Below are 25,563 nucleotides of genomic sequence, written 5' to 3'. Positions count from 1 at the left end.
TGACATTGCTCATACAGGTGGCTTTCTTATTTTTATAATATGGATGAATTGTATATACACCTCCGCATCAGGGAGGTCATAGCAGAAACAGCGGATACATTTACTTACAGACTGGAAACTGTTGACGGACAGCCATTGCACTATCTGCCGGGGCAATTCATTACATTTCTGATATACCTGCATGGTACGGAATACAGAAGGTCTTATTCCTTCAGTTCCACACCCGGTATAGACCCTTATCCTTCGGTGACAGTCCGTGAAAAACAGAACGGAGAAATCTCCCGTCATATCCTGCGCAACTGGAAAGCCGGCGATAAGATCACGGCTCTTTTACCTTCCGGACGTTTTACATTATCCTCCCGCAGCAAGATTCCCAGAGATATCTTTCTGTTGGGCGCCGGTAGTGGTATTACGCCTTTGTATGCAATACTGAAAGATGTGCTGTATCATGAGCCCACTGCGCATGTCAAATTAGTATACAGCAATCGTTCAGAACAGCGGACGATCTTCCATCAACAGCTACAGACGCTTGCGACACAGTTTCCTGAACAGCTGCATATCATACATCTATACAGCAGCGAACCGCCTGATCATATTATACGCCGGCTGGGCAACCTTTCGCTGGAGCCATTAGTACAGCAACAGTTACGTTATAATAAACAGGATGCCCAATTCTTTGTATGCGGACCACCTGAATATATGCGTATGGCGCTCTTAACGCTCACTTTTATGGGCTTTGAAGAGGAACAGCTGCATAAGGAGAATTTTGTCGTTAATACGGCCCCGCAACTGGCAAGAATAGGCGTACCAGATGATGCGTCCCTGAAAGATGTAACAATACATTTTCGTGGGGGAATGCATCAGCTTTCCGTACCCGGCAATCATAATATACTGGCGGCAGCACTTGAGCAAGGCATAGCGATACCTTACAGCTGTAAAGGAGGTGTTTGCGGATCCTGCACGGCCCGTTGTACAAAAGGTAAAGTGTGGATGGCCCTGAATGAAGTATTAACGGACAAAGAGGTAGAACAGGGCTTCGTCCTCACCTGCACCGGTTACGCGGCGAGTGCAGAGGTAGTGATAGAGCTATAACTACCTGATGACAGGATCACGAGAAAGACCTGAATTTCTCAAATTCATCCTGTAATTCGTTATACAATTTCCTGAATGTATTCATGCGGTCATGCAGTACATCATAATCATCAACCGGGCGGTCATCATGTAATATGGCTGGCTGACCGTTATTGGAGATTTTCTTTGAAGATTGCTTCAGATCATGTCGCAATTCATCTGCTTTTTCTTCCTGACAAATAAACTGGTTCTGAAAATGCTCGATCTGTGCCAGGGATTCGTCATCAGTTTTGTGACGGGCAAGTTGCTCTAACTGACTACGCATAGACCGGATAGACTCCCTGGTAGCAATCACTTCGTCTCTCCAGTTACTGATCTGTTCGATGTCTGAGGTTTGTGCGGAAACTTCCATGTGTATTGATTTTAACGTGAAATAATTAAGCAATACAATATTCGTCCGTTACATATTTCTAAGGTACAAACCTTTTTTCACATAGGCAGCAGGAAATAAACACCTGCCTATAATCCGCCATACGAGCCATTTTCAGGCATATCTGACCTATCATATTTTCATCAGATTTTCTTCGAAATACAATAGCCTAACTGACTGTTAACTGCTTATACTTTTTGCAGGCAATGGGACATCAGCAGGATATTATATAATAAAAACAGCTATTTCAGCTTGTATACCGCTACCAGCGTACAATACATCTACTTTAAGTGAGTTTTCAGGGGTCGATGGCAGATAAATTATATAATAAAGATTTTGTCATTAGAAAATAATACCTATATTTGCACCCTCATTGTGAGGTAGAGCAGTGGTAGCTCGTCGGGCTCATAACCCGAAGGTCAGAGGTTCGAATCCTCTCCTCGCTACACAGAAACACAAAAGCCGAAGTTATCTTCGGCTTTTGTGTTTTTATCACGTCACTGTCTATAGCTGCATGCGTTCTATCTCAGATAAGCGTTGTACATCCAGACTATCTTCTCCTGCTCACGGATATAAGTAGTGATCAGATCGTTTGTACCGTCATCACCCACCTCATCGCTCAGCGCAGATACTTCACGTTCGATCTCTATTAATGATTGCAGGCCGGACAACACATGTTGTACACACGCCACATCTTTGCTTTCATGTTTCACTTCTGCAATAACAGATTGTTCTATATAGTCAGAGAAAGCATGCGTAGGAGTGAATCCCAATGTCAGGATCCTTTCCGCGATTTCGTCGATCTTCGTCAACGAATCTGTATATAACTCTTCAAATTTCACATGCAGGGTGAAGAACTTGTCACCACGTATGTTCCAGTGAAATCCACGTACGTTCATATAAAACAACTGGTAAGTAGCCAGCAGTATATTCAGTTTCTCTGCAAGTTCTTTGGATGTTTTCTTTTCAAGACCGATGTTCGTAGTTGCAGTACTCATATCGTTATGTTTTTGGGTAATGGTAATTAACTCATAGGAACATCAATCAACAAAAAGTTTGCCGCTTTAAGTGTCTTTATAGTAGCACTATCGTAATTGCTCAAGCCAATCGCATCACGTGCTTTCAGCACTTCTCCTGCCACTTCTACCTCTCCGTCAAGCACAAAAAGATAACTGCCTTGCTGTGCCATTTTTGGTGTAATCTCCACACTTTGTCCCTCATCAAAATGTCCCAATGAAAACCATGCGTCCTGATTAATCAGCAATGCGTCGCTGTCTGCTTCAGGAGAAACAACTACCTGTAATTTATTCTGTCTTTCAGCTACATCAAATGCTTTCTGCTGATAACGCGGCGTAATGTTCCGCAGTTTAGGGAATACCCATATCTGCAGGAAGTTTACCGGATCTGTTTTAGAAGCATTGAATTCAGAGTGTGCGATACCGCTACCTGCACTCATGATCTGTACTTCATTGCTACGAATGATCTCATGTCTGCCTGTATTATCACGGTGTTCAAGCGATCCGCTTAAAGGAATGGAAACGATTTCCATATTATCGTGCGGGTGAGTACCGAAACCCATTCCACCTTTTACTATATCGTCATTGAGTACACGTAATGCACCGAAATGAATGCGTTCAGGATTGTAATAACCTGCGAAGCTGAAGGTATGATAACTCTGTAACCAGCCGTGGTTTGAGAAGCTGCGTGAATCTGCTCTGTGAATGATCTTGTCCATATATCTTGTCTCCTTTACAATACAAATATCCTCATTAAATAAAGGCCGGGAAATGGATAGCTTGTTGAAAAGAGTGGACTATTTATGCTGATAAAAAAGAGCCGTGCAGTGTATAACAGCACGGCTCTTTTATTAATGACTTTTGCTTATTAATTAAGCCAGTTGAGCGTCGAGTGTGATCTCTGTATTCAACAGTTTGGAGATAGGGCAGTTTGTTCTTGCCTCTTCTGCCAGCTCAAGGAACCTGGCATTATCCAGACCAGGAACAGTTGCTTTCAACTCGAGGTGACTGCTGGTGATAGCGCCATTCTCCAGTGTAATAGTCGCTTTGGTATCAATATTTTCAGGGGTAAAACCAGCGCCGGAAAGCAGGAAGCTGAGCTTCATGGTAAAGCAACCTGAATGCGCAGCTGCTATCAGCTCTTCAGGATTAGTGCCGGTACCGTCTTCAAAACGGCTTTTGTAGGAATATGCTGTATTGTCCAGTACACCTGACTGTGAACTTACTGTACCTTTTCCATCTTTACCGGTACCTTTCCAGTTAGCGGATGCAGTTCTTTTCATGATAAATACGTTTGATTAGATGAATGAATATGTGAATGACCTAAGTGGTTAATCTTCCTGAAATTACTATTCTTTTTTGTTTCCAAAGACCTTGCCACACGTAGATTTTTCTCTACAAGCATATATACAACAAAAAGCCGGATGAATCACTTCATCCGGCTCACACTATTGCTGGCAATCATCCTCAAAAAAACATCTTTCTACTGTCCATTGCCGCCACTGTTTCCCCTATCCTGAATTCTTTATTCCAGACTGATTAGCATCGTTTCATTATTGCAATGGCACTTGCCAGTCTATATCCGATTAAGCCTGTTTCACCAGCTGTACACTTGCCTGTAATTTCACTTCATCACCCAGCACCAGACCGCCATTATCAGTTACAGCATGGAATGAAACGCCGAAATCCTTTCTGTTGATTTTACCTTTAATATCGAAACCAGCTTTTGTCTGACCATATGGATCTTTCACAATACCGCTGAATTCTACAGCCAGTTCTACTGGTTTGGTAACACCGCGCATAGTCAGGTCACCAGTTACTTTATAATTCTCATCGTCCACTTTCTTCACACCGGTAGATACAAAGCTAAGCTTCGGATACTGTGCAGCGTGGAAGAAATCTTCTGCTTGTAAGTGCTGATCACGCTGTTCGTTTTTGGTGCTGATGCTGTTTACATCTGCTTCAAAAGTGATCTTTGCATCAGTGAAATCATCGCTGCTGCTTTCTGCAGTTCCTTCATATTTACCAAAGTATCCAGTTACGCTAGAGATCATCAGGTGTTTTACCTTAAATTCTACATCGCTGTGAGATGCGTCGATTTTCCAGATTGCCATAACTTTAAGTGTTTTTTTAAGTTTAGTGTTTTTTTAAGTCTTGCTTTGTTAATTCGTTTTGTCTTATTACCGGCTGATGAACAAATTCGCTGTTACTTCACTTCATCCTTTCTCTTCTTTATGTCTGCCCGTTCTTTTGTTTGTTATATCCGTTTCATTAAGACAATACAAAATTACATGTTGCAACAAATGTTAGGAATGGATAAAATGACTTAATCGGTGTACTTTTTTTGCCGATTACAAAAAACACTAATTATCAGATACTTGCGCGGGAAGCTTCTTTGAACTCAGAGGGGGTCTGGTTGGTATATTTCTTAAAAAAGCGGCTGAAGTAGTGGGGATCTTCAAAACCCAGTTTATAAGCGATCTCTTTTGCAGAGAGGTCTGTATTATATAAATAACGCTGTGCTTCCAGAATAACCCGGTTCCGGATGTGTTCTCCGGCGGTAATGCCCGACAACTGTTTACTGATCTCGTTTAATAAAACCGGTTTGATATGCAGGATTTCAGCATAATCAGAAACATTTTTCAGGGTGATATACTGCTCTTCGATCAGGTTTTTGAATTGCAGGAACAGTGAGCTGTTATGCGTAGCATGTTGTTCAGGAGCTGCCAGCATACTGCTACCTTTGATACGGGAGGCCAATACCAGAAAATATCGCAGGAGCCCATGAAAAGCGGTCTCATAGTCTGCTTCCTGTTGTTGTACTTCCTTCATCATCATATGAACCACCATCTCGAAGTCTTTTTCCTGCTCCGGACTGAGGGTAATGACGCTGCTGAACTGATTATTGAAGAAGAGGGAGGAGTTGATCCCCATCAGGGTGGCTGCCTGATCTTTCAGACACATAAACGCATCCTGAAAGGCGATCATATACCCTTCTATCTTATCGCTGAATTCCATCTTGTGTACCTGTCCGGGTGCCAGGAAGAACAGGGTGTTCTTCTTTACCGCATGTGTGACGGTGTCGATGGTATTAATGAGTTGCCCTTTTTTGATCCAGTAAACGGTATAGAAATCATGTCTGTGGGGAATGCCATTACTGGAAAAGAACCCGTCTCCCAATTCGCATAATCCGGACACGACAAATTTCGGATCCGCCTGTGCGTACCTTGGTAAAGACACTATTTCTATATGTGCACGTTTATCACTCATTCAAATGTACCGGCGACTTCTACTTCCCGGTCCTCAGGCTCAATGTAGTCAATAATAAAGTTATTCCTGCCTTCTCCCACCATAATTCCCAGATATTTCATCTGCACCAGTTCCAGCATACCGAGAAACAGGAAGATGGCGTGTACTCTGTCGCGGCAAAGGTCAAAGATCTTCTCAAAAGCGAGCGTCTTTTCTTTGGCGGCGAGGTCTATCATATATTCACGGGATTCCTCCATGGTGTATTCATATTTGTATACAACGTGCTGAGGCTTGTTTTCCCGCTGTTTTATTCTTTGCATCACCTTTTCGAAGGTCTGGGTCAGCTTGAACAGGGTCAGGGTCTGTATTTCCGTCCCCTCGCTGGTCTCTTCTCCGATGCTGGCAAGTTCTTTCTTTATATTTCCACGTTTGATCTGCAGCATACGTTCTGCCTCGCGTTCTGCGAGTTCGGCGGCAGCCTGCTTGAAACGCTTGTATTCCAATATCTTATCAATCAGCTCCTGACGGGGATCTATTTCTATACCCTGTTCATCCAACTCTTTACGGGGCAGCAGCATTTTAGCCTTGATACGCATCAGGGTTGATACGAAGAGGATAAATTCGCTGGCCAACTCAATATTGAGCGATTCGAGGTGATGGATATAATCAAGAAAATCGTTGGTAATAGTAGTGATGGGGATATTATAAATGTCCAGCTCGTCCCTCTCGATAAAGAAAAGCAGCAGGTCAAACGGCCCCTCAAACTGGGGTAATTTTATCTTGTAGGAGTTGTCATTCATAATGTTATGTATGGCTTTCACTTGTATTCCGGCACCAAACGGGCAACAGTATTATCAAGTGAAAGCCATCAAAAATAACAAAAATTCCCGCTCATCAGAATTTGGCGGTGAATCCGACCCCGATCACCTGCTTGACCTGCAATCGCGGCCCTAAAACGCCTGTTTTGGGATTTTCGAATACACGCACATCATCATCATAGATCATATCCAGAGATATGTTTGCTGAGATGTATTTATTCACCTGAAGATTCAGGCTATTGGTCCAGAACAGATCGACATTCTTCGGATTATTCTTGTAATTGGAGTACAGATCCATCCTTGTCTTATATACTATATTTTTCGCAAGCGTCTTTACCCAGTTGACAGTCAGATAAGCACCCAGCTCACTCTTTACATGTCTGCCGGTATCTACTCCGAATGCACCCTGTGCAGCCAGATGATCATCCATCACCACTACATAACGCGCGGTAACAGGAGAGAAGAATACGGACAGCTGGTCGCTTGGTTTGTAGTCAAGACCCGGAGACAACAATACATATGCAGGGGAGAAGAAGCGGGACACCAATGTAGGTTTAACTGAGTCCACACTGGAATACAGATAACCATCGGTAAACTGTGTACGGAGGTCCAACAGGGCACTCAGATATAGGTTCTTACCGATCTCGTAGCCATATTTTGTGGTGATACCGATACGGTCATCACTTTTACGGCCGCCAAGGCTGGTCGTATTTACGTAACCATACGCGAGGTCCAGTACATTATCCCAGTTGTTCTTTCCTTTCTTGTAAAATGCATAAGCATTCAGATTGGATGCGACGGAGAAGGAGAATTTATCACCACCCGCAGCCCAGTTGGTAAGGCTTCCCTGATTAATGTTCAGGTTGAAGATGCCACCTTTTTTCCACACGGCTGGCACCGTATCGTTGGCGTCTTTCTTGATTTTTCCGCTGGCTTCTTCTCTGGATGTTTTCATCCAGTCGCTTTGTGCGTGCAGCACCTGGAAGCATACCAAAAAGCAAATAATAGTCAGGACGGATTTTCTCATCAGTTTAAAAAGTTGTTTAATGCTATGGATAATATGATTGCCGTTATATGGGCGTTACGAACATGCCGCGTCAATCGAACGCGGCCGCAAAAATAGGAAACTAAAAGAGAATTTCTTTCGGAGTTGGAAGAACAGCCGGATGCGGGTTTCACAATCCGGCTGCTATGATAAGTTTATTTATTCTTCAGTGCATCACGGATTTCCATGAGCAGTTTTTCTTCATTAGTTGGTGCTGGTGGGGCTGCTGGAGCTTCTTCTTTCTTCTTACGCATACTATTCATGAACTTCACGAGCAGGAATATACAGAAGGCGATCAGTACGAAATCGATGATGCTCTGTATAAATGCGCCATAGGCAAATACCGGCGCGCCTGCTTCCTTCGCTTTCTCTAATGAAGGAAAATCAGTGCCCTTACTCGTATTCAGCAAGTAGAACTTGTCTTTGAAATTGATACCACCAGTTACTATACCCAATATCGGCATGAAGATATTGTCTACCAGTGAAGTAACGATCTTCTGGAATGCACCACCAATGATCACACCGACAGCCAGGTCCATTACATTACCACGGGTGGCAAACTCTTTAAACTCTTTGAAGAAAGACATATACAACTATTTTTTAAGGGTGAAGACAATCAGTTGCTAAGATAACTATTATAAGTTATAACATTCATTCACATGATATTTACTGCTCCAGGTTAGGATACTGCATTTCAAACGAACGCAGTGTATCCCTCAACGTTTGTGCCACCACGTATTCTTTGTACCAGTTTTTATCAGCCGGTACAATATTCCATTTCACTTCATTGCAATGTTCAAAAGCATCTTCGTACATCTTTTTGTATTCTTTCCAGAGTTTGGCCTCTACAGAATCGCTCTTGTTGTACTTCCACATTTTACGGGGATCTTCCAATCTTTCCTGCAATCTTTTCGACTGTTCTTCCTGTGAAATATGCAGATAGAATTTAAGAATGGTTGTGTTGTTGTCTTCGCTTAGTAAACGCTCAAAATTATTGATCGCCTGCATCCTTTTTTCAGCAGTTTTATCATCTATCCATTTGTGTACGCGCTGTATAAGAATATCTTCATAATGAGAACGGTTAAACACCTGTATCATTCCTTTTGCCGGAACGTGCCGGTGAATACGCCATAGGAAGTCGTGGTCTTTCTCTTCATCAGTTGGCCCTTTGAAAGACTTCACGTTAACACCCTGCGGATTCATATTTCCCAGTACCTTACGTATCAGACCATCTTTACCGCTGGCATCCATTCCCTGTAATACGATCAGCACCGAGTGCTTATGTTCTGCATATAGCAAGTTTTGTAATTCATCCAGTTCCTTGACAAATTCTTTGGTCATTAACTTGATAGCTTCCTTATCCATTCCCTCGGGAGGGGTCGTACTAATATCTGATAATCTGATCTTACTCATGCTGAAAGGGTTAGTTCATGTATTTGTAACAAAATACAATCCGAAGTGTTGCGGTAGCACGAAATTCTACTTATCCGTGTAGCAAAATATTCGGACCTTGCACCCTTAAATCAACCAATTGTGAACAACCGTGCCATTCACTGGAGTATTTTCCTTCTTTTATCACTCACCTGGGGCAGTTCCTTCATACTGATGAAAATCGGTCTGCAGGCCCTTTCACCATATCAGGTAGCCAGCTTACGCCTGCTCAGCGCCGGTATTGCCTTGCTGCCTTTCTTTATAAAATTCATCCGTCAGACGCCGTTGAACAAAATACCTATGATCATCCTGTCTGGGGTGCTGGGTAACCTGTTACCCGCATATCTGTTCTGTATTGCAGAAACACGTATAGACAGTGCGTTGGCGGGTATACTCAACAGCCTTGTGCCGTTGATGTCTCTGCTGGCAGGGTTCTTCCTGTTTCGTGCACCCATTGTAAAAAAGCAGTTGCTGGGTATCTGTGTGGGATTATTGGGTGTAGTCATGCTGTTTGTCGTGAAAGGGGTGGATGCCGGCTATTGGTATTATGGCCTCTGGATCGTGGTAGCTACCATCTGTTATGGGTTGAATATTGCTCTGGTACACCATCACCTGAAAGGATACAGCTCCCTGCAACTCGGATCTATTGCGCTTTTCTTCTGCGCGGTTTTCGCTTTGCCTGTACTGCTTTTTAGTGGTTTCTTCGGCATTCTCTCAGGGCCTTCTATTCCATGGAGCTCTCTGGCAGCCAGTGTCACATTGGGTATTCTGGGTAGTGGTGTGGCTTCCGTATTATTCTATATACTGATCAATAAAGCAGGGGCTATGTTTGCTTCGATGGTAACTTATGCCTTGCCGGTAGTAGCTATTGGCTGGGGACTGGTGGCGGGAGAACAGATCTCATGGTTGCAGGTAGTTTGTCTTTTTATCATTCTGGCCAGTGTATATACTGTCAATAAAGCAAAACGCTGATCCGATGGGTCAGCGTTTTGCCAAAGTTCTTATATATAAGAAGTGCTGTTAGATAACCATGATTTCCTTCTCTTTCTGAGCGGTGTGTTTATCTACCAGTTCAATATGTTTGTTGGTCAGGTTCTGTACATCAGCTTCTGCATCTTTTGCAGTATCCTCACTTAAACCATCTTTCTGCAGTTTCTTGATACCTTCGATCGCATCTCTGCGGATATTTCTGATCGCAATTTTTGCCTGCTCACCTTCATTCAATGCACGTTTAACAAATTCCTTCCTTCTCTCTTCTGTCAGTGGTGGCAGGAACATACGGATAATGATACCGTCATTCTGTGGGTTAATACCGATGTTAGAGGCGATGATAGCCCTTTCAATTGGCTGGAGCATATTTTTTTCCCATGGCTGAACTGTCAGGGTACGGGCATCTGCCACGGTGATGTTAGCTACCTGCGCGAGGGGAGTAGGTGAACCATAGTAGTCTACCGTAATTCCGTCCAGTATCTGCGGATTGGCTTTACCGGCCCTGATCTTGGTGAGTTCCGATTCCAGGTGGCCGATAGCCTTACGCATGGTTGCGGTGGCATCTTCTATTATTAACGTTAGATCATCTTGCATAGCAAAAAATAATTAAGTGCCTGCAAACCTACAGGATTTATCTGAATTTGGAAAGGGGGAACGGAGGGGAAGGTCCCGGTACAGGATGACCGGGCCTGAAATTATTTGTCCTGAAGGATACCCTTTGTACTTACGCGCAAAATCTTTGGATGGTTAATAGCAGCCTGTGCTTCGTTTGCTGCGTCACTGATAGCAGAAACTGCCAGTGCACGCAACATCGCTTCCTTTCTTTTCTTCATCTGGTAGAGAACACCAGTCAGCAACAGGGCGGAACCCAGAATCACGCTTAACAGGTAAGCAGATCCGATATTTTGCAGTGCAAATGCCAGTACGATGTAGCCGGCGTTGATAGATACCATTACCACGGTTGTCTGTCTGTGGGTCAGGCCCAGTTCGAGAAAATAGTGGTGGATGTGGTTACGGTCAGCCGAAAAAGGAGACCTTCCATGCATCATACGGATCGCAAAAACACGTAATGTATCGAACAGCGGCATTACCAGAATAGCAATTGCCACAATAGGTACTGAGTTTACGGGGAGTTTTCCTGCAGGATTGCCTGCAACATCAATAAACTTGATCACAAGGATCGCATTCACCAGTCCCACCATCAGTGAACCGGTATCGCCCATGAAGATACGGGCAGGAGAGATGTTGTAGATCAGGAACGCTGCCAGACCACCTGACATTGCAAAACCCATTACCGCATACAGCAATTCGCCTGTATACAGGAAGTAGGTACCCATCACACCGGAAACCAGCATACCGATACTACCTGCCAGACCGTCGATACCGTCTATCAGGTTGAATGCATTGATGATTACCAGAAAGGTGAAATAGGTGAGCATCAGGCTGATGTAAGGAGGCAGGGCTTCAATACCCATGATACCATACATGCTGTTGATCTGTAAATTACCGAGGTATATAACAGCAAAAGAAGCCATTAACTGGCCAATAAGTTTCTTTAGTGGGGAAAGACCAACGATATCGTCTTTCATTCCAACCATAAAAATAACTATAAAAGCAGCGACCATGTACTGAAATGGAGAATCGGCAAAAGCTGGTACACATACCGCAGATGCCATCACAAATCCAGAGAAGAAACCTATACCCCCTAAAGTTGGTATACGTGCCTTGTGAGATTTCCGTTCGTCCGGTTCGTCATAAAGATGTTTCAACTCTGCAACCCTGATTAGTACGGGGATTGCAAAATAGGTTATAACAAAACTCAGGACAGTCGCAATTAAAACATTCTCCATGTTGGGAGGGGCTTGATTATTACAAAGATATTAATTTCAATCAAATGTGTATCACAAAAATAGGAAATTAAAAAGAATTGAGTCTTAGTCACTAAAAACTATTAGCTTAGAGACTAAATATGCCAGATTCTATCTAAATTCTATTAATTTAGCAATCTCAAAATTTGCAATTATCATGCCTCAGTTGAAAGACATAGCAACACAAATAAGACGGGATATAGTTCGTATGGTGCATGGCTGCCAAAGCGGTCATCCAGGCGGTTCTTTAGGATGTGCAGATTTCTTTACTGCGCTCTACTTCAAAGTGATGCAGCATAAGCCGCAGCCTTTTGAAATGGATGGTTTAGATCAGGATCTGTTTTTCCTCTCCAACGGGCACATTTCTCCAGTATTCTACAGCACTTTAGCCCATGCAGGCTATTTTGACAAGTCAGAACTGGCCACTTTCCGCAAACTCAATTCCCGCCTTCAGGGTCACCCAACCACCCACGAACACCTTCCAGGTATCAGGGTTGCTTCAGGTTCCCTCGGTCAGGGTATGAGCGTAGCTATCGGTGCTGCACTCTCCAAGAAATTAAATAATGATGATCGTCTGGTATTCTCCCTCCATGGTGATGGTGAACTGGAAGAAGGTCAGAACTGGGAAGCGATCATGTTCGCTCCTCACCATAAAGTTGACAACCTGATCGTAACTGTTGACTGGAATGGTCAGCAGATCGATGGTACTGTTGAGCAGGTAGGCGGTCTGGGCGACCTCGAACCTAAATTTGCTGCTTTCGGTTGGAAAGTATTGCACATGGATGGTAACAACATGGATGAAGTGGTAGCTACTCTGGATAAGGCTGTTAGCCTGACCGGTAAGGGCCAGCCAATCGTGATTCTGATGAAAACGGTAATGGGTAAAGGTGTTGACTTCATGGAAGGTCACCACGAATGGCACGGTATTGCGCCAAGCGATGAGCAACTGGCTAAAGCGCTGGAGCAGTTACCAGAACCAGCAGAACTGGGTGATTACTAGTCTGTAAGAATCTGGCAATTACAAATGATAGATCGATGTGGTCTGCATAACACCACAAAAACTTCGAATAAAATACAAGAGGCGGTCCCTTATGGTGACCGCCTCTTGTATTTATCATCATGCATAAAAAAGCCTCCGTCATACAGAGGCCCTTTACATTAATTATATCATACTGATAATCAGGTTGCTTTTAATTCGATCCCCTGTTTCCCGGCTCTTCTGGCCGGATACCAGCTGGCTGCTCCACCGATAATAATAATGGTCACACTTACCAGCATAAAGTCGGAAATATGCATACTAACCGGATAGGCATTCACCAGAAAAGAGTCTTCCTCTAACCTGATCAACCCGAAATGCTGCTGTAACAGACAGAACCCGATACTGATACCAAAACCAATAGCGGTACCGATAGCTGCTATGATCATACCCTCTGCGAGGAAGATACGGGTGATCAGCTGTGGACGGGCGCCCATCGCTTTCAGGATCGTGATATCCTTTTGTTTTTCCATCACCAGCATATACAGACTACCGATCATATTAAACGCCGCAATCACAAGGATAAAACTCATGATCACATATACAGCCCATTTTTCCGTCTGCATAATAGCGTACAAAGCCTGATTCTGCTCATAGCGGGTCTGAAGATTATAGTCAGCCCCCAGAACATCCTGCAATCTGCGCTTCAGTACTTTGTCATCCAGTCCCGGACTACCTTTTACCTCCAGCGCCGACATTTCATCTTCATTCATCCCAAGCAGTCCACGCATGAACGCTATATTGGTAATAACATATTTGCTGTTGAACTCCTGCTGAATGGCGAAAGAGCCGGCCGGGTACAGAATACCACTTCCGAGTGCATCTTCCGGGGTAGTGACACTACTGACGTTCCGGCGGGGCAGATATACGCTGACAGGCGTCAGATCTCTTTCCACATCCACGCCCAGGGCCATTTCCAGTTCGATGCCCAGCACAGCCGTATAACCATCGTGCTCGTTACCGGTATCAAACTTGCCACGGGACATACTTTTATCGACAGCAGCCACTTTATTGTAATTACTGTCTACGCCCTTGAGGATGGCTATTGTCTGATCTCCCTGTCCGTAACGCAATACCGCCTTTTCCTCTATCACCTCTGTCATATAGGCAACACCTTTCACACCGGCAATCTTTTTTAATTGCGCCGGCGTGAGGGTAATACTTTTTCCACTTACTGCACTGATTTTTACAGAAGGATAGAAAGTAGAGTATAAGGATTTTACCAGCCCTTCAAATCCGTTGAAAACGCTGAGAATCACAATCAGCGCGCCTGCACCTACCGCAATAGCCGAAACACTTACCCAGGCAATGATATTGATGGCATTGGTACTTTTTTTAGCCCTGAAATAACGGGATGCGAACTGCCAGATCAAAGTGAAGCTATTTTATTTGTTTTCCCTCCCTGCGTCGTCTTCTTTGATCTTTTTGAACAGCTCTTCCATTTTGAAGATGTATTCCAGTGTATCATCGAGGAACAGTGAGAGTTCAGGTATACGGCGTAATTGTTTGCCCACACGGTTACCAAGGTCTTTCTTGATTTCACCCATTCTTTCCTTGATCCGGTTCACCATTTCATGGGAATCAGCTATTTTGAACATGCTCAGATATACTCTTGCCTCCAGCAGATCCGGGGTCAACTTTACGGAAGAGATGGAGATCATCCCTCCATCCACCACGTTGAATCCCATCCGCTGAAATATTTCACTCAGTTCCTTTTGTAATAGCTGTCCTATTTGTTTCTGTCTTTTGCTTTCCTGCATAATGTTTAAAGATTTGAGATTGTATTAACTTGCACCCTTAATTCAATCTTCTCCGGCAAAGATAAGGAAACGGGCATGTGCTGACAGATATAAAATCGGTTCCTGCTCCCGGAAAAGCAAAACAGATAAGATAAATAATCGTAAGATGAAGACTTTTTTCAGGTTGCTGAGTTTGTCGAAGCCCTATCACCACTACGTTCCGGAATATGTTGTATACATTTTCCTATATACGCTTTTCAGTCTCGTAAACTTCACCCTGTTGATTCCACTGATGGATACACTCTTTTCCACCGGTAAGCAGGAAGTGGTGACAATACTCCCGGATTTTTCATTTTCCTTCGCTTACTTTAAGCAGGTATTCTACTTCTATTATAACGAGTTACTGGTACATTACAACGGCAACAAGTTTGCCATACTTGTATATGTCTGTGGTATCCTCTTCGTCGCTATTACGCTCAAAAACTTCTTTGGGTACCTGAGTCAGCGTGTACTGACCCGTGTACGTGTCACCATGGTACGTAAGATGCGTGAAAAAGTGTTCCATCAGTACAGCACGCAGTCCCTTTCCTTCTTCCAGAACGAACGTAAGGGAGACCTGCTTTCCGTAATCAGCTCCGATGTGGTGGAAGTGGAAAACTCCGTAGTAACCTCCATGCAGACGGTATTACGTGATCCATTTGTGATCATTACGACCTTCATTACCTTATTTTATATCTCGAAAGAGCTGACCTTCTTTACCCTTGTCTTTTTCCCGGTATCTGGTCTGGTGCTCAGTTCTATTTCCAAAAAACTGAAAAAACAGTCGGTCCTCAGTCATGGGTTATTAGGTAAACTCCTGAATATCACGGAAGAATCACTGTCTGGCATCCGTATTATCAAGGCATTTAACGCTGAGCGGTTCATCGGAAAGAAGTTTGATAATGACAACAGAGCTTTTGCCCGTACTATCAAGGCGATGTCGGACCAGCGTGAAGCTGCGTCTCCGGTATCTGAAACCCTGGGGGTTCTGATCGTGATCGTCATCATGTTGTATGGTGGTCGTTTGATCCTGGCAGGAGATCCTTCACTGACAGCTTCCGGTTTTATCGCTTATCTGGGATTCTACTTCCAGATCCTCGCGCCTGCAAAATCTATTGGTAGTGCCTTTACAGCAATGCCTAAAGGTCTGGCTGCAGGGGAGAGAGTGCTGCGTATACTGGATGCACCCAATCCGATTACAGACAAAGCCAATGCGGAAACGCTGGCCGGCTTCGAAAATAATATCGAATTCAGGGATGTCACTTTTGCCTATAATGAAAAGCCTGTATTGAAAAATGTACAGCTGACCATCGATAAAGGTCGTATGATCGCGCTGGTAGGGAAGAGTGGTGCGGGTAAATCGACTATGGCCGATCTGATCCCGCGCTTCCATGATGTCACTTCCGGGGCGATCCTCGTTGACGGGAAAGATATCCGTGATGTGAAAATGCATGATCTCCGTGCCCTGACAGGTATGGTATCTCAGGAGGCTATCCTCTTCAATGATTCCGTATTTAACAATATTGCCTTCGGACAGGATAATCCAGACAGGGAAGAGGTGATCCGGGCGGCCAAAATTGCCAATGCACATGAATTCATTGTACAGCTGGAAAACGGCTATGATACGCCAATCGGTGACCGTGGTATGAAACTCAGTGGTGGTCAGCGTCAGCGTCTTACCATCGCCCGTGCGATCTTTAAGAATCCACCGATACTCATTCTGGATGAGGCTACTTCAGCACTGGATACAGAATCAGAAAAACTGGTACAGGATGCATTGGATAAACTGATGGAAAACCGTACCACTATTGTGATTGCACACCGTTTATCCACTATCCAGCATGCGAATGAAATCATCGTAATGGATCAGGGGGAAATAAAAGAACGAGGAACGCATGACGAGCTGATCTCACAGGATGGCATCTATCGCAAACTGGTAGAGATGCAGGAATTCAAATAAATCAGGAGACTGTACATAAAAGGAAACAGGGCATTTTCGTTTGAAAATGCCCTGTTTCCTTTTATGATAATTAATCATTCAATAATATATCCTTTTAAGCCCTTCTCCGCCACATTTCAATCCCCCGTCCATCAATCCCTGATTCTCTGGCTGGCCGTAGGGTCTGCTATGGTACTATTTTTGTGACCCATTGGCCCTATGTCCATGTATGGCCTGATGATATTTTTATCAACGGCTGATTATTCACATTAAACAAGCATTCACCTATGATTTCTATTATCATTCCGGTTCTGAATGAAGGGGCTACATTACGTCAGGTAATCAAAACCATCAAAAAGACGACAAGAAAAATTGAGATCATTGTGGTAGATGATAATTCCAACGACAATTCAGTTGAGGAAGCATTGAAAGAGAAAGTGCGCGTCATTACCAGCAGTCAGCGGGGCAAAGGGATTTCCATGCGGGAGGGTATGATGGCCGCCAAGAATGATATTGTCATGTATGTAGATGGTGATATCCTTACCTATCCGGACAATATAGTGGAACTACTGACCGATCCCATTATTGAGGGGAAAGCTGATTTTGTAAAATCCTATTTTGAGCGACAGGCAGGCAGGGTCACACAACTGGTAGCCAAACCATTGCTTAGTATTCTTTTTCCTGAGCTGGCCAATTTCCACCAACCGCTTAGCGGCATGATCGCGGCCAGAAAATCATTATTATCACAGGTTCAGTTTGAAAACGACTATGGTGTAGATATCGGATTACTGATTGACCTCCATTTACAGGGCGCCCGCATTACTGAAGCCAATATTGGTCGGGTGGAAAACGCCATGCAGACCTGGGAACAGCTCAGCAAAATGTCCAGAGAAGTATCCCGCACCATTCTGCGTAAGGCTGAAAACATCCCACAAGAAAACCTTGAAACACTGGGTAATATCAATATGATCCGGGAACAGATGGAATATTCCATTCTGGAATCTATTGACAAACTCCACAAGATGGTCATCTTCAATCTCGACGAGACCATTTTCCGTGAAGACTACCTGATGGCAGCCGCCACAGAATTCGGTTTTGAAAATACGCTTAAACAAATCAGAGGACATTTCTCCGATCCGGTAAGTATCATCGAACACACAGCCAACCTGTTTCAGGACAGGAATCTGGCGGAGTTATTGGAAGTTGCGGATGAAGTATCGCTGGTACCCGACATTAAAGTGGTGGTACGTGAACTGAAGAAAAGAGGTTATACCTGTGGTATTATCACTGACGGCTTCGAATGTGTGGCCCGTCATGTTAAAAACAAACTGGGAATGGACTTCGTGTTTGCCAATAAATTACATCTCTTCAATAGCGTGGCAACAGGGGAGGTGACCATTCCTGAATACTTCCTTTGTACAGATAAAAATCTGCCAACTCAGGCGCCGGTGTATTGCAAGAGCAATATATTAACCTATATTGCAGACAAATACCACGTCACTCCACAGAATATTATATATGTAGGCAGTGGATCTGATGGTAGTCAATTGCTGAAAGAAGCAGGAATTGGCGTTGCATTTGATGCAGTAAACCCCGACGCAGAGAAAATTGCAGATAAAATTATTCCCGGCCCATGGATGGAACCGTTGTTGCAGATAGCCCAGGCCAGTCCTGAGAAGTTCAAGCTACGCTTACCGGCGATCAGCAAGAAACAGGCAAAAAGGATTGGTGTGGGAAGCCTTATCGGACTCGCGTCCGTAGGGTTAGTTTACCTGGCGGCCAGGCAGATTACTAAACGCAAAAAACAAGAGGTCTCATAAAGAACTTCTCCTTGAAGCCCCTGTTTATTTACACTGGCGTTCCTTCTGAAAAGAGGGGACGCTTTTTTTTATGGTAAAAAATGGTATAAGCAAGTCTTTATACCATTTTTAATAGTAAATTATGGTATAATGGTTTTATTATACCGTAATTTAATGGAGTAATAAGGTTCTTATACCATAATTATAATGACAGATGAGTACGAAGAGTAAGATCAATGAAGAACTGGAAGCAATTAAGAAAGCGCTTAGCAGTTTTAAAGATGGCGCATCATTAGAAGAAATCCAAAAAGCCTCCACAATAAAAATCGGAAAAAGGGCTTTACAACGGCGTCTTGAAAAGTTGCAACAGCAGGGAATTGTTAAGACTTCTGGCCTGACCAGATATACGAAATATTATCTTGATACTCCCAATAAGATTATAACACCAGGAATTCCCGTTCCACTCTCCAGTTCAGGTATGCAGATCAGGTATAATGTCACGCAATTCGTTACCGATCGACAACCAGTAGGATACAATTTTGAATTTTTGACGCAATACCGTCCTAATATTGACAGTTATCTTTCAGAGGAAGAGAAAATACAACTGGCGGAATTAGGTAAAACAACGAGTTTGAGCCAGCCCGCGGGAACTTACGCAAAGGAAATTCTGCAGCGTTTATTAATAGATTTATCCTGGAATTCCAGTAGACTGGAAGGCAATACCTATAGTCTGCTCGACACACAGAGATTACTTTCACAGGGACAGTCAGCGGATAATAAAACTGCAGCAGAGACACAAATGATCCTCAACCACAAAGATGCTATTGAATTTATAGTACAAAGTGCTGATGAAATTGGCTTTAACAGATACTCACTTACCAACTTACATGCATTATTATCAAATAACCTGTTGGCTGACCCAACAGCATCTGGCAGACTGCGTACATTTGGAGTGGGGATTACCAGTTCAGTATTTACGCCTCTTGGCATTCCGCAGCAAATTGAGGAAATGTTTGAAATAATGCTACAAAAGGCTACCGATATTAATGACCCATTTGAGCAGGCCTTTTTCATCATGGTGCAGTTGCCTTATCTGCAACCTTTTGATGATGTCAACAAGAGGGTAGCTCGTTTGGCTGCAAACATTCCTTTGACCCGTCACAATCTTGCGCCACTGGCATTTGTAGATGTGCCAAATGATCTCTACATACAGGGAATGCTGGGAGTCTATGAATTAAATTGTGTTGACTTACTGAAAGATGTGTTTATGTGGGCATATGAACGGTCCGCACTCAGATATGCGGCACTTAAACAATCATTGGGAGAACCAGATCCATTTCGGCTACAATATCGTGATGTAATTCGTCCCCTCATCGCTCAAATCATCACAGGGGCTATGTCGCAAAAAGAAGCAACAGCAGTCATTGATAGTAAAGCGGCCACGCTTCCTGAAAATGATCGATCCAGATTTATCGAAACAGTAGAAACAGAATTATTGTCATTACATGAAGGCAATTTTGCGCGGTATTGGGTGAGACCGTCAGAGTTTGCGCGCTGGAAGGAAATCTGGAACGCAAAAAATGGATAACCTATCCACATACCTCTCCCAAACAAAAATCCTGATCTTCCCTCCGCTACCACTTCCCGGCGATGCCAGTACTGTGCTTAACGGATTTTAGATCAGGATTTTTTCCTATAACCGGATACGTAATTCCTTATTTGCTTTTCGCCAGTTTCGCTTCGATACTCAGCGTAGCATGCGGTACAGCACGCAGTCTGGCTTTATCGATCAGCTTACCGGTTACGCGGCAGATACCGTAAGTTTTGTTTTCGATACGCACGAGGGCTTTCTCGAGGTGATCGATGAACTGGATCTGGCGGCTTGCCATCTGGTTCAGCTGTTCTCTTTCCTGAGAACCGGAACCATCTTCCATGCTCATGTATTTGTTTTCGGTATCATCAGTACCTGCTTCATCTTTACGAGTGATCAGGCCCTGCAGATATACCAGTTCCTTTTTAGCAGCTTCCAGCTTTTTCAGGATCAGGTCTTTAAATTCCTGCAGATCTGTATCACTATAGCGGTAAACAGGACCGGACGGCTGTTCTGGCTGATCGAGAACAGATTTAGTAAACTCTGGTTGGTAGGTTACTAATGTAGCCGCTTTAGAAGCACCTTTTTTCTCAACTTTCTCAGTACGGTCAGCTGGCTTTTCAGCTTTTACTGCTGGTGCTGCTTTTTCTGCTTTCTGTACTTTGTCCGCTGGTTTCTTGGCGTCCTTTGCAACTACTTTTTCTTTATCGTCTTTTTTATTTACTGGCATTATTACTTCTTTTTCTTCTGGCTTGGAAATTAGTTTTTCTTTATCTGCAGTAACGCTTGGCGTCACAACTTTCTTTGTATCAGGCACTTTCGCGGAAGCTTCGGGCTTAGCAGGAGCCGTCGCTTTCTTTACTTCGGTTTGAGGCACCGCCGGTGCTGCTACGGGTGCTTTCTTTACTACAGATTTACTTGACGAAGCCGTCTGGGTAACTGCTGATTTTTTGGCAACAACTTTCTGAGTTGTAGTTGGCTTGACCTGTTTGGTGGCAACTTTTGGCGCCGAAGTTTTTGCAGCTGGCTTTGCAGGTGCTGCTGCCTTCTTCGTCGCTGGCTTGACTGCTGCGGATTTCTTTACAGGAGTAACCTGTTTTGCCGCTGCTTTTTTAGCCGGTGCTACCGCTTTCTGGGTCTTTTTACTAGCAACTTTCTTGCTTGTTGCCATGGGGATTAGCTTTTTTTGTTAACTAATACGTTGAATGTCAAATCATTTACTTCTATTTCAATTCCATCCTGTAATTCCGGCACTAATTCCAAACTATCTGCCAAAATTTCCGTGCAAATATAGTCATTATAGTTAATAATCGCCGATTTCAAGCTGTCGATTACTGCCACTTTTACCTGTATTCTGTCAGTCAGTTCGAAGTCATTATCCTTCCTGATCTTCTGAATACGGTTGACTAATTCACGGGCATTGCCCTCATCCAGCAGCTCTGGTGTAATAGTAATATCGAGCGCCACTGTAAGTGCGCCCTTATTAGCTACGGTCCAACCGGGAATATCTTCTGAGATGATCTCTACGTCAGATAACTGTATAGGCAGTTGTTCATCTTCAACCTGAAGGATAAATTCTCCGTTACGTTCGAGGGATGCAATATCGGCAGCTGAGAATGCACTGATAGCGGCTGCAACAGCCTTCATCTTTGCCCCCATTTTACCACCCAGGGATTTATAGTTTGGCTTGATCTTTTTCTTGATAAAACCTTCCGTTTCCGTAAGATAGTCAATACCTTTCACATTCACCTCACTTTTTATCAGATCTTGAATTTTTTCAATCTGTTCTTTAATATGGAGGTTTTGTACTGGTATCAGTATCTTCTGTAACGGCTGACGTACCTTAATATTTACCTTCTTTCTAAGTGACAGCACAAGCGAGGAAATATCCTGCGCAAGCTGCATCCTTTCTTCAAGATCCGCATCAATCGCTGTTGACACCGCTGAAGGGAAAAGCATATGATGAACAGATGCTTCTGCATGGCGACCACTTACCTTGTTCAGGTTGCCAAATAACCAATCTGCAAAGAACGGTGACACCGGCGCCATCAAACGGGCCAATGTTTCAAGACACTCGTACAAGGTCTGATAAGCAGAAATCTTGTCCTGAGCGTACTCACCTTTCCAGAAACGGCGACGGCACAGACGCACATACCAGTTGCTCAGATGCTCATCAACGAAGGACTGTATCGCCCTTCCCGCCTGGGTAGGCTCGTAATCATCAAAATAACCTGTTACGTCTTTCACCAGCGTATTCAGCAGGGATATAATCCAGCGGTCTATCTCCGGGCGTTCTTCCAGTGGAACATATGCTTCGCTGAACGTGAATTTGTCCAGGTTCGCATACATCGCAAAGAAATTGTACGTGTTGTACAGGGTGGAGAACAATTTACGTTGTACCTCACGAATCCCATCAATATCAAATTTCATGCTATCCCACGGAGACGCGTTGGTGACAAGGTACCAGCGTGTTGCGTCCGCCCCAAATTGTTCCAATGTAGCGAACGGATCCACAATATTACCCAGTCTCTTACTCATCTTAACACCATTCTTGTCAAGCACAAGACCATTCGATACAACCGTTTTGTAGGCTACATTGTCAAACAGCATCGTTCCAAGCGCATGCAGGGTATAGAACCAACCACGTGTCTGGTCAACACCTTCCGCGATGAAATCAGCCGGGAAGCTCTTCGCAAATTCCTCTTTGTTGTCAAATGGATAGTGCCACTGTGCATAAGGCATCGCACCACTGTCAAACCAAACATCCACCAGATCCGGCTCACGATACATCAACTGACCTTCATGATCGAAGATCAGATTGTCCACCATTGGTTTATGCAGATCGATATCTGCTAATGTTTCTTCAGTGATCGCTACGCAATAACCACTTACCAGATCTGTCAGGTAAAAATTAGCCAATGCTACATCAACCAGCGTGATCTCCTCTTTCTGAATTTTTGCCTGAACCTTCTCTATATTAATAGTGTACAGCTCCTGTTCTTCCTTGCTCTTACCAACGTACTGTGCATTATGAGCTGTGATACGTTTGTTCAGCTCACTATCCGCATTCAATACATCTGCCTTAAATTCATCTTTCTTCACAAACAGCAGTGCACCCAATAATTCATTCTTAGCACCCAGACATTTCTGTACAGCTCCTTCCGGACTATCTTCCTTCACAGCAACTGTCCTCCACACCGGCAGCGGCGTACCCCAGAAACGGCTACGGCTCAGGTTCCAATCTACCATGTTCTCCAGCCAGTTACCAAAACGGCCTGTACCAGTAGTAGCTGGTTTCCAGTTGATGGTCTTGTTCAGTTCCACCATTTTCTCCTTCGCAGCAGTCGTACGGATGAACCAGGCATCCAACGGGTAGTATAATACCGGTTTATCTGTACGCCAGCAATGAGGATAAGTATGTTCGTATTTCTCTACTTTGAAAGCACGGTTCTCTTTCTTCAGTTTTACAGAGATATCAACATCTACGTCTTTATACTCCGGATCGCTCTTATAATTCTTTACATAACGACCACCAAATTCACCTACTTCATCCAGAAACTTACCCTGACGATCTACCAGAGTCAATATACCGATGTCATATTTCTGTCCTACACGATAGTCATCCGCACCAAAAGCAGGAGCAGTATGTACGATACCTGTACCATCTTCTGTTGTCACGAAATCGCCCAACAGTACACGGAACGGATCACCAGACTCTGGCTGGACATATGGCAGCAACTGCTCATAGCGGATATTTTCCAGCTGACTTCCTTTGAACACAGACAGTATCTGCCATGGGATGATCTTATCACCTTCGTTATAAGCAGCAAAATCGCCGTCTTCACCTTCCTGTTTGAAATATTTACCCAGCAGATCTTTCGCCATTACCACAAACTGTGGCAGATGAGTATATGGGTTAAAAGTGCGTACGAGGGTATATTCAATGTTAGCACCTACGGTCAGACCCAGATTGGATGGGAGTGTCCATGGGGTAGTGGTCCATGCCATGAAGAACACTTCAGCATCCGCAGCAATTTTTCTTGCTGCTTCAAACAGAAATGCAGAGTTGTCAGCTTCGATCGCTTTAAACATAGCTACTACAGTAGTATCTTTTACTTCTTTGTAGCAACCCGGCATGTTCAGTTCATGTGAACTCAGACCAGTACCTGCAGCCGGAGAATAAGGCTGGATACTAACGCTCTTATATAACAGATTCTTCTTATACAGTTCGCTCAGACACCACCACAGACTTTCAATATAATTGTTGTCGAAAGTGATGTAAGGAGATTTCAGGTCAACCCAATATCCCATCTTACGGGTCAGGTCATCCCATTTATCTTTGAATTTTAATACTTCTGTGCGGCAGGCCTTATTATAGTCCTCAATGGAAATTGTTTTACCGATCGCTTCCTTGGTAATACCGAGCATTTTTTCTACACCCAGTTCCACAGGTAAACCGTGTGTATCCCAGCCTCCTTTACGTTTTACCTGAAAACCGTTCATTGTTTTGTAACGGCAAACCAGATCTTTCAGGGTACGGGAAATCACGTGGTGAATACCAGGCATACCGTTCGCACTAGGCGGACCTTCATAAAATACGAAAGGAGTGGCGCCTTCGCGAATGGATACGCTTTTCTCGAATGCCTGGATTTCTTCCCAGTGCGCCAATATATCCTTCTCTATCTGCGGTAAATTCAGCTGATTATATTCCTGATATTTGCTGGCCATAAAACAATTCTCCGCCCTTTGACGTTATTAAAAATATGTTGATTAAAATTCTGCAAAGTTACGGATTTTACAGCAGCCTTGAAGAGACCGTGTCACGAAAAAGATGGTTTTGCTTTTAATTGTGGTTTTTTTTTGTATTTTTACCGGGCATTAGTTCGTTGATTACTTTTTGGCATTGTTTTGGTAATTACGACGGAAGAATAAGTTGAAAAACTCAACCCAATTGAAAAACCATATCTGATTATTTATGAAAAAGTTAGTATTAATAATTTGTGTGGCACTCATATCTTCCGGCACAACTTTTGCACAAAAGAAATCAGCAAAAAAAACAAAGAAGGTAGTTGCGAAAAAAGAGATAGTAGCTCCTGTTGTTGTTAAGGATGCTTTCCAGCAGAACTTTTCAGGCACAGAAGCGAAGTGGGCAAAGAACTACAGCGGACATTGGGTAGCAAACTTTACTAAAGAAGATGTAAAGACTGCGGCCGAATATGATGCTGATGGTAAGTGGATAGCAACCCGTAGTTCTTATGCAGCAGACAGGTTACCTGAAGCGGTGGCCTCTACGCTGAGATCTAAATATCCTACCGCCACTATTAAGGACGGTTCGAAAATTGAAAGATCCGACGTAGCTGCATATTATAAGGTTAATATTCAGGACAACGGTACAGAGAAATCTGTGTTAGTGAACGAAGGTGGCACCGTTGCAGAATAATTAACCACATTAATTTGTATTTCATAGGTATAGGGATAAATAGGACAGACCCTGCTCTTTTG

Annotated in this window: 23 protein-coding genes and 1 tRNA gene; 8 read left to right on the top strand and 16 right to left on the bottom strand. The window is 43.7% G+C overall.

Translation table 11 applies throughout. The features are described 5' to 3' along the window. Window positions 1–39: 39 nt before the first annotated feature. On the top strand, window positions 40–1,092 hold the full coding sequence (locus tag FEF09_RS04555; protein ID WP_146304011.1) for a ferredoxin--NADP reductase: 1,053 nt from the start codon (window positions 40–42) through the stop codon (window positions 1,090–1,092). A gap of 16 nt (window positions 1,093–1,108) precedes the next feature. Here the strand turns inward: FEF09_RS04555 and FEF09_RS04550 are convergent, their stop codons facing one another. Further along, window positions 1,109–1,483 carry a hypothetical protein gene (locus FEF09_RS04550; RefSeq protein WP_146304010.1) on the bottom strand — a complete coding sequence of 125 codons (375 nt, stop codon included), beginning with the start codon at window positions 1,481–1,483 and terminating at the stop codon, window positions 1,109–1,111. Between the two features lie 392 nt (window positions 1,484–1,875). Between FEF09_RS04550 and FEF09_RS04545 the strand changes: the two genes are divergently transcribed. After that, window positions 1,876–1,947: transfer RNA gene (locus FEF09_RS04545), tRNA-Met, on the top strand. A gap of 75 nt (window positions 1,948–2,022) precedes the next feature. On the opposite strand, the gene FEF09_RS04540 is transcribed toward FEF09_RS04545, so the two are convergent. The 9 genes from FEF09_RS04540 to FEF09_RS04500 form a co-directional block, all read right to left on the bottom strand. Beyond that, the gene (locus FEF09_RS04540) at window positions 2,023–2,499 is read right to left on the bottom strand and encodes a Dps family protein (RefSeq protein ID WP_146304009.1); all 477 of its coding nucleotides are present in this window, start codon (window positions 2,497–2,499) and stop codon (window positions 2,023–2,025) included. Between the two features lie 26 nt (window positions 2,500–2,525). Beyond that, window positions 2,526–3,236, bottom strand: coding sequence for a pirin family protein (locus FEF09_RS04535; protein ID WP_146304008.1), 711 nt, complete (start codon window positions 3,234–3,236; stop codon window positions 2,526–2,528). A gap of 153 nt (window positions 3,237–3,389) precedes the next feature. Further along, on the bottom strand, window positions 3,390–3,800 hold the full coding sequence (locus FEF09_RS04530; RefSeq protein ID WP_146304007.1) for an OsmC family protein: 411 nt from the start codon (window positions 3,798–3,800) through the stop codon (window positions 3,390–3,392). A 303-nt stretch (window positions 3,801–4,103) separates the two neighbouring features. Next, a complete protein-coding gene (locus FEF09_RS04525) occupies window positions 4,104–4,631 on the bottom strand; it encodes a YceI family protein (protein ID WP_089812366.1) in 528 nt (175 codons plus the stop codon). A gap of 256 nt (window positions 4,632–4,887) precedes the next feature. Beyond that, window positions 4,888–5,787 carry a helix-turn-helix domain-containing protein gene (locus FEF09_RS04520; RefSeq protein WP_146304006.1) on the bottom strand — a complete coding sequence of 300 codons (900 nt, stop codon included), beginning with the start codon at window positions 5,785–5,787 and terminating at the stop codon, window positions 4,888–4,890. Further along, entirely contained in the window at window positions 5,784–6,566 is a 783-nt protein-coding gene (locus FEF09_RS04515; RefSeq protein ID WP_146304005.1) for a segregation and condensation protein A, read from the bottom strand. Before FEF09_RS04515 ends, FEF09_RS04520 begins: the two co-directional genes overlap by 4 nt. Window positions 6,567–6,660: 94 nt before the next feature. Further along, window positions 6,661–7,539, bottom strand: coding sequence for a DUF3078 domain-containing protein (locus tag FEF09_RS04510; RefSeq protein WP_261387328.1), 879 nt, complete (start codon window positions 7,537–7,539; stop codon window positions 6,661–6,663). A 245-nt stretch (window positions 7,540–7,784) separates the two neighbouring features. Then, window positions 7,785–8,216, bottom strand: a complete 432-nt coding sequence (gene mscL / locus FEF09_RS04505; RefSeq protein WP_146304003.1) for a large conductance mechanosensitive channel protein MscL — start codon at window positions 8,214–8,216, stop codon at window positions 7,785–7,787. 79 nt (window positions 8,217–8,295) lie between these two features. After that, a complete protein-coding gene (locus FEF09_RS04500) occupies window positions 8,296–9,042 on the bottom strand; it encodes a PPK2 family polyphosphate kinase (RefSeq protein WP_146304002.1) in 747 nt (248 codons plus the stop codon). A gap of 120 nt (window positions 9,043–9,162) precedes the next feature. On the opposite strand from FEF09_RS04500, the gene FEF09_RS04495 reads away from it, so the two are divergent. Next, window positions 9,163–10,032: a DMT family transporter gene (locus FEF09_RS04495; RefSeq protein ID WP_146304001.1), complete on the top strand. Its 870-nt coding sequence runs from the start codon at window positions 9,163–9,165 to the stop codon at window positions 10,030–10,032. A gap of 48 nt (window positions 10,033–10,080) precedes the next feature. Here FEF09_RS04495 and frr read toward each other — a convergent pair whose 3' ends face one another. Together frr and FEF09_RS04485 are read right to left on the bottom strand one after the other, a co-directional pair. Beyond that, window positions 10,081–10,644, bottom strand: coding sequence for a ribosome recycling factor (gene frr / locus FEF09_RS04490; protein ID WP_146304000.1), 564 nt, complete (start codon window positions 10,642–10,644; stop codon window positions 10,081–10,083). 101 nt (window positions 10,645–10,745) lie between these two features. After that, window positions 10,746–11,900: a glycosyltransferase family 4 protein gene (locus tag FEF09_RS04485; protein ID WP_146303999.1), complete on the bottom strand. Its 1,155-nt coding sequence runs from the start codon at window positions 11,898–11,900 to the stop codon at window positions 10,746–10,748. A gap of 175 nt (window positions 11,901–12,075) precedes the next feature. On the opposite strand from FEF09_RS04485, the gene FEF09_RS04480 reads away from it, so the two are divergent. Then, on the top strand, window positions 12,076–12,918 hold the full coding sequence (locus tag FEF09_RS04480; RefSeq protein WP_146303998.1) for a transketolase: 843 nt from the start codon (window positions 12,076–12,078) through the stop codon (window positions 12,916–12,918). 179 nt (window positions 12,919–13,097) lie between these two features. On the opposite strand, the gene FEF09_RS04475 is transcribed toward FEF09_RS04480, so the two are convergent. Together FEF09_RS04475 and rbfA are read right to left on the bottom strand one after the other, a co-directional pair. After that, window positions 13,098–14,327, bottom strand: a complete 1,230-nt coding sequence (locus FEF09_RS04475; RefSeq protein WP_146303997.1) for an FtsX-like permease family protein — start codon at window positions 14,325–14,327, stop codon at window positions 13,098–13,100. Window positions 14,328–14,339: 12 nt separating this feature from the next. Then, window positions 14,340–14,714: a 30S ribosome-binding factor RbfA gene (gene rbfA, locus FEF09_RS04470; protein WP_146303996.1), complete on the bottom strand. Its 375-nt coding sequence runs from the start codon at window positions 14,712–14,714 to the stop codon at window positions 14,340–14,342. Window positions 14,715–14,859: 145 nt separating this feature from the next. Between rbfA and FEF09_RS04465 the strand changes: the two genes are divergently transcribed. From FEF09_RS04465 to FEF09_RS04455, 3 genes are all read left to right on the top strand, one after another. Then, the gene (locus FEF09_RS04465; RefSeq protein WP_146303995.1) at window positions 14,860–16,692 is read left to right on the top strand and encodes an ABC transporter ATP-binding protein; all 1,833 of its coding nucleotides are present in this window, start codon (window positions 14,860–14,862) and stop codon (window positions 16,690–16,692) included. Window positions 16,693–16,958: 266 nt separating this feature from the next. Beyond that, complete coding sequence (locus FEF09_RS04460) at window positions 16,959–18,491, top strand: glycosyltransferase (RefSeq protein WP_146303994.1); 1,533 nt, start codon at window positions 16,959–16,961, stop codon at window positions 18,489–18,491. 193 nt (window positions 18,492–18,684) lie between these two features. Then, window positions 18,685–20,058 (top strand): Fic family protein, encoded by a 1,374-nt coding sequence (locus FEF09_RS04455; RefSeq protein WP_146303993.1) that lies wholly within the window; start codon window positions 18,685–18,687, stop codon window positions 20,056–20,058. A 127-nt stretch (window positions 20,059–20,185) separates the two neighbouring features. On the opposite strand, the gene FEF09_RS04450 is transcribed toward FEF09_RS04455, so the two are convergent. Continuing rightward, the gene (locus tag FEF09_RS04450; protein ID WP_146303992.1) at window positions 20,186–21,232 is read right to left on the bottom strand and encodes a TraR/DksA C4-type zinc finger protein; all 1,047 of its coding nucleotides are present in this window, start codon (window positions 21,230–21,232) and stop codon (window positions 20,186–20,188) included. 5 nt (window positions 21,233–21,237) lie between these two features. Then, on the bottom strand, window positions 21,238–24,789 hold the full coding sequence (ileS, locus tag FEF09_RS04445) for an isoleucine--tRNA ligase (protein ID WP_146303991.1): 3,552 nt from the start codon (window positions 24,787–24,789) through the stop codon (window positions 21,238–21,240). 247 nt (window positions 24,790–25,036) lie between these two features. Between ileS and FEF09_RS04440 the strand changes: the two genes are divergently transcribed. After that, window positions 25,037–25,501, top strand: a complete 465-nt coding sequence (locus FEF09_RS04440; protein ID WP_146303990.1) for a PepSY-like domain-containing protein — start codon at window positions 25,037–25,039, stop codon at window positions 25,499–25,501. The last annotated feature ends 62 nt before the right edge of the window (window positions 25,502–25,563 follow it).

It is taken from the genome of Chitinophaga pinensis, assembly GCF_007896845.1.
GTDB classification, from domain to species: domain Bacteria; phylum Bacteroidota; class Bacteroidia; order Chitinophagales; family Chitinophagaceae; genus Chitinophaga; species Chitinophaga pinensis_C.
This window is presented reverse-complemented; position numbering and strand designations above follow the sequence as displayed.